Origin of the sequence: Mycolicibacterium agri, from assembly GCF_002553505.1 — a bacterium.
In the GTDB taxonomy this organism is placed as follows: domain Bacteria; phylum Actinomycetota; class Actinomycetes; order Mycobacteriales; family Mycobacteriaceae; genus Mycobacterium; species Mycobacterium agri.
This window is the reverse complement of the sequence record NZ_PDCP01000174.1, coordinates 1-3536: the sequence shown is the minus strand read 5'-3', so window position 1 is coordinate 3536 and position 3536 is coordinate 1. Positions and strand designations below refer to the sequence as shown.

Annotated in this window: 3 protein-coding genes; all 3 read left to right on the top strand. The window is 66.3% G+C overall.

What is annotated here, in order from left to right; translation table 11 throughout:
• Positions 1 to 143: 143 nt before the first annotated feature.
• The 3 genes from CQY20_RS33390 (at position 144) to CQY20_RS33380 (ending at position 3228) form a co-directional block, all read left to right on the top strand.
• Positions 144 to 623 carry a ribose-5-phosphate isomerase gene (locus CQY20_RS33390; RefSeq protein ID WP_097945585.1) on the top strand — a complete coding sequence of 160 codons (480 nt, stop codon included), beginning with the start codon at positions 144 to 146 and terminating at the stop codon, positions 621 to 623.
• Positions 624 to 626: 3 nt separating this feature from the next.
• Positions 627 to 1421 carry an Fpg/Nei family DNA glycosylase gene (locus CQY20_RS33385; protein ID WP_097945582.1) on the top strand — a complete coding sequence of 265 codons (795 nt, stop codon included), beginning with the start codon at positions 627 to 629 and terminating at the stop codon, positions 1419 to 1421.
• Positions 1422 to 1539: 118 nt separating this feature from the next.
• On the top strand, positions 1540 to 3228 hold the full coding sequence (locus CQY20_RS33380) for a cation:proton antiporter (protein WP_097945579.1): 1689 nt from the start codon (positions 1540 to 1542) through the stop codon (positions 3226 to 3228).
• Positions 3229 to 3536: the final 308 nt, after the last annotated feature.

Here is a 3536-nt window from a genome sequence, read left to right as displayed (position 1 = left end):
ATAATCCAGGGATAAGCCTTCAGATACACAACAACCTCCAACAAGGTGGCTGTTGCAATCACCCCCAGAAATCGCCCGCATTTTGTCGCCCAAACGTTGGTTTGGGCGTAATGGGGGTGGAGGGCTCTGCCAGAATGGCCGCCATGCGCGTCTACCTGGGCTCCGACCATGCCGGCTTCGAACTCAAGAACGAGATCATCGAACACCTGAAGAAAAACGGGCACGAGCCCATCGACTGCGGCGCCTACACCTACGACGCCGAAGACGATTACCCGGCGTTCTGCATCGCCACGGCGCTGAAGACCGTCGGCGACAACGAGAGCCTCGGCATCGTCATCGGCGGCTCGGGCAACGGCGAGCAGATCGCGGCGAACAAGGTGCCCGGCGCGCGCTGTGCGCTGGCGTGGAGCACCGAGACGGCCAAGCTGGCCCGCGAGCACAACAAGGCGCAGCTGATCGGCATCGGCGCGCGCATGCATTCGGTACCCGACGCGCTGGCCATCGTCGACGCGTTCCTGTCCACGGCGTGGTCGGGCGCCGAGCGTCACCAGCGCCGCATCGACATCCTGGCCAAGTACGAAGAGACGCACGTCCCGCCCGCCGTACCCGGCGCGCCGGCGTAGCCGATGCCGGAAGGCCACACACTTCACCGGCTCGCACGGCTGCACCAACGCAAGTTCGGGCGTGCACCCGTCATCGTCTCCAGCCCCCAGGGCCGCTTCGCCGAGGGCGCTTCCGCCGTCAACGGCCGGGTATTCAAGAAGGCCAGCGCCTGGGGCAAGCACCTGTTTCACCACTACGAGGGCGGCCGCGTCGTGCACGTGCACCTCGGGTTGTACGGCACCTTCAGCGAATCCGAGGTGCCGATGCCGCCGCCGGTGGGCCAGGTGCGAATGCGGATGGTCGGCAGCGACTTCGGCACGGATCTGCGCGGCCCGACGGTCTGCGAGCTGATCGACGAGCCCGACATCGACGACGTGGTGGCGCGGCTGGGACCCGACCCGTTGCGCCGCGACGCCGACGGGTCGCTGGCGTGGGCGCGGATCCGTAAGTCGCGCAGGCCTATTGGCGCGCTGCTGATGGATCAGACGGTGATCGCCGGCGTCGGCAATGTGTACCGCAACGAGTTGCTGTTCCGCCACCGTATCAACCCGTACCGGCCCGGCGTGAAGGTCGGCGAAGACGAGGTCGCCGCGATGTGGACCGATCTGGTGGCTTTGATGAAGGTCGGCCTGCGGCGCGGCAAGATCATCACCGTCGAACGCGAGGACGACCACGGCCTGCCGTCCTATCGGCCGGGACGGCCCCGCACCTACGTGTACCGACGCGCGGGGGAGCCGTGCCGCGTCTGCGGGACGGAGATCCGCACCGCGGTGATGGAAGGCCGCAACGTGTTCTGGTGCCCGACCGACCAGACATAGAGATTTTCGTCGCCGAGCAGACGCTAGTGCCCGCAATATCGCAGGTGATAGCGGACACTAGCGTCTGCTCGCGCAGGCTAGGTCCGCACGAGCGGCGAGCCTCAGCGACAATCGTCGGGTGGAACTGATTCTTGTCGTCGTCGGGGCCATCGTGGTCACCGCCATCGCGCACCGACGCGGGCTGGAACCCGCTCTCATCATCGTCGTCGTCGGTATCGCCGTCTCATTCTTGCCGGATTTCCAACCGCCGGAACTGGATTCGCACATCCTGCTGTCGGTCGTGCTACCGCCGCTGCTGTATTCGGCGGCGCTGAACTTCTCGTTTCCGACGTTTCTGCGCAACATCCGGCCGATCCTGGGACTCGGCGTCGGCCTGGTGGTGGTCAGCGCGTTCGCCGTCGCACTGGTGTCGTCGTGGCTGGTGATCGTGCCGCTGACGTTCGGCCTCGCGTTGGTGCTCGGCGCGATCGTGGCGCCACCCGACGCCGTCACCGCCGTGGCGGTCGGCCGCAAGCTCGGCTTGCCGAAACGGGTGATGGCGATCCTGACGGGGGAGAGCCTGATCAACGACGCCGCGGCGCTGACGTTGTTCTCGATCGCGGTCGCGCAGGTCGCCGGCACCCACACCTTCATCGAAAATCCGGTGCTGCTCTTCCTTTACAGCGCGGTGGTCGGCCCGCTCGTCGGCGCGGCGCTGGGGTATGTGACGTTGTGGATCCGACGCCGGCTGGCCAACCCTGGCCTGGAGACGGTGCAGGGGCTGGTCGTGCCGTTTGCGGCGTTCATCACCGCTGAAGAGATGCACGCGTCGGGTGTGTTGGCGGTGGTGGTTGCGGGTTTTGTCGTCGCCAACGGCACCCTTGTCGCCGGTTACCAGACGCGGTTGCAGGAGCGGTATGTCTGGAACTCGGTCGACGTGCTGCTGGAGGCGTTCGTATTCGCCTACATCGGTTTGCATTTGCGGTTCGTGCTGGAGGACCTCGACGAGGCGCATGAGTCGCTGGGGCAGGTCGCTGTGGCCTCGGCGGTCGTGCTGCTGATCGTGCTGGTGATCCGACCGCTGTCGGTGTTCGCGATCTTCGGCCGCAACAAGTTGTCGTCGCATGTCGAAAAGCGGCTCAGTGTACCGGCTCCCGCTAAGGGGCGTGGGACGCTGGGCGCGCGGCGGCGGGAGAAGCCGCTCGGCAAGTGGCGGTCGAAGATCGACCGCCGGCCGTTGAGCTGGCAGGAGAACGTGGTGGTGTCCTGGACGGGCATGCGTGGTGTCGTGACATTGGCTGCGGCGGCAGCGATTCCGGCGACGACGGCCACCGGCGAGCCCTTCCCGGAGCGCGCGACGATCCAGGCGATCGCGTTCGTGGTCAGCGTCGGCACGCTGCTGATTCAGGGGTGGACGCTGCCGCCGTTGATCAAGCGGTTGAACGTGACACGGTTCGTCGATGACCATTCCGCCGACCGCCAGGAGGACCTCAAGGCCGAACGCGTCGTACACGACGCCGCCGAGGAGGTGCTGGCGCACTTTCGGGCCCACCCGCCGGAGGGGTTGAACCCGCAGGTGATCGCCGAGATCATGGCCGTCGTCGCGCGGCACTCGCAGGACGCCGACGAGATGCCCGACCCCGAGGCGCACACCAAACGCTCTGCAGCGTTCACGGCGCTGTATCGCGATGTGTTGGCCGCGCAGCGCGCGGCGCTGATCGCCGAGCGCGATGAGGGCCGCATCGAAGACGAGGCCGTGCGCGCCATGCTGGAACGGCTCGACCTGCAGGAGGCGGGTGTGTCGGCGCGGCTGGAGAGCCGGCTCTAGTTTCTGGCCGAGCAGACGCGGACTCGCATGAAACGCGCGGCGATTTCTGGGGGTGATTGCAACAGCCACCTTGTTGGAGGTTGTTGTGTATCTGAAGGCTTATCCCTGGATTATGCGTCAGTTCTGGGATCGCGTTCGGGATGGGATGTCTGCTGGCGAGGCTGGGTTAGCCGTCGGCGTGTCGGTCCACAGCGGACGCCGGTGGTTTGCTGATGCTGGCGGGGTGAGACCTGTCGCTTGCCAGGGTGATGGGACCACCTGATTGCCAGGGGGATGGGACCACCGTGGCGCGTTACTGAGGATGCTTG

Coding starts and splice junctions, on each gene's coding strand:
- CQY20_RS33385 (WP_097945582.1), top strand. CDS start 627: ATGCCGGAAGGCCACACACTTCACCGGCTCGCACGGCTGCACCAACGC.
- CQY20_RS33390 (WP_097945585.1), top strand. CDS start 144: ATGCGCGTCTACCTGGGCTCCGACCATGCCGGCTTCGAACTCAAGAAC.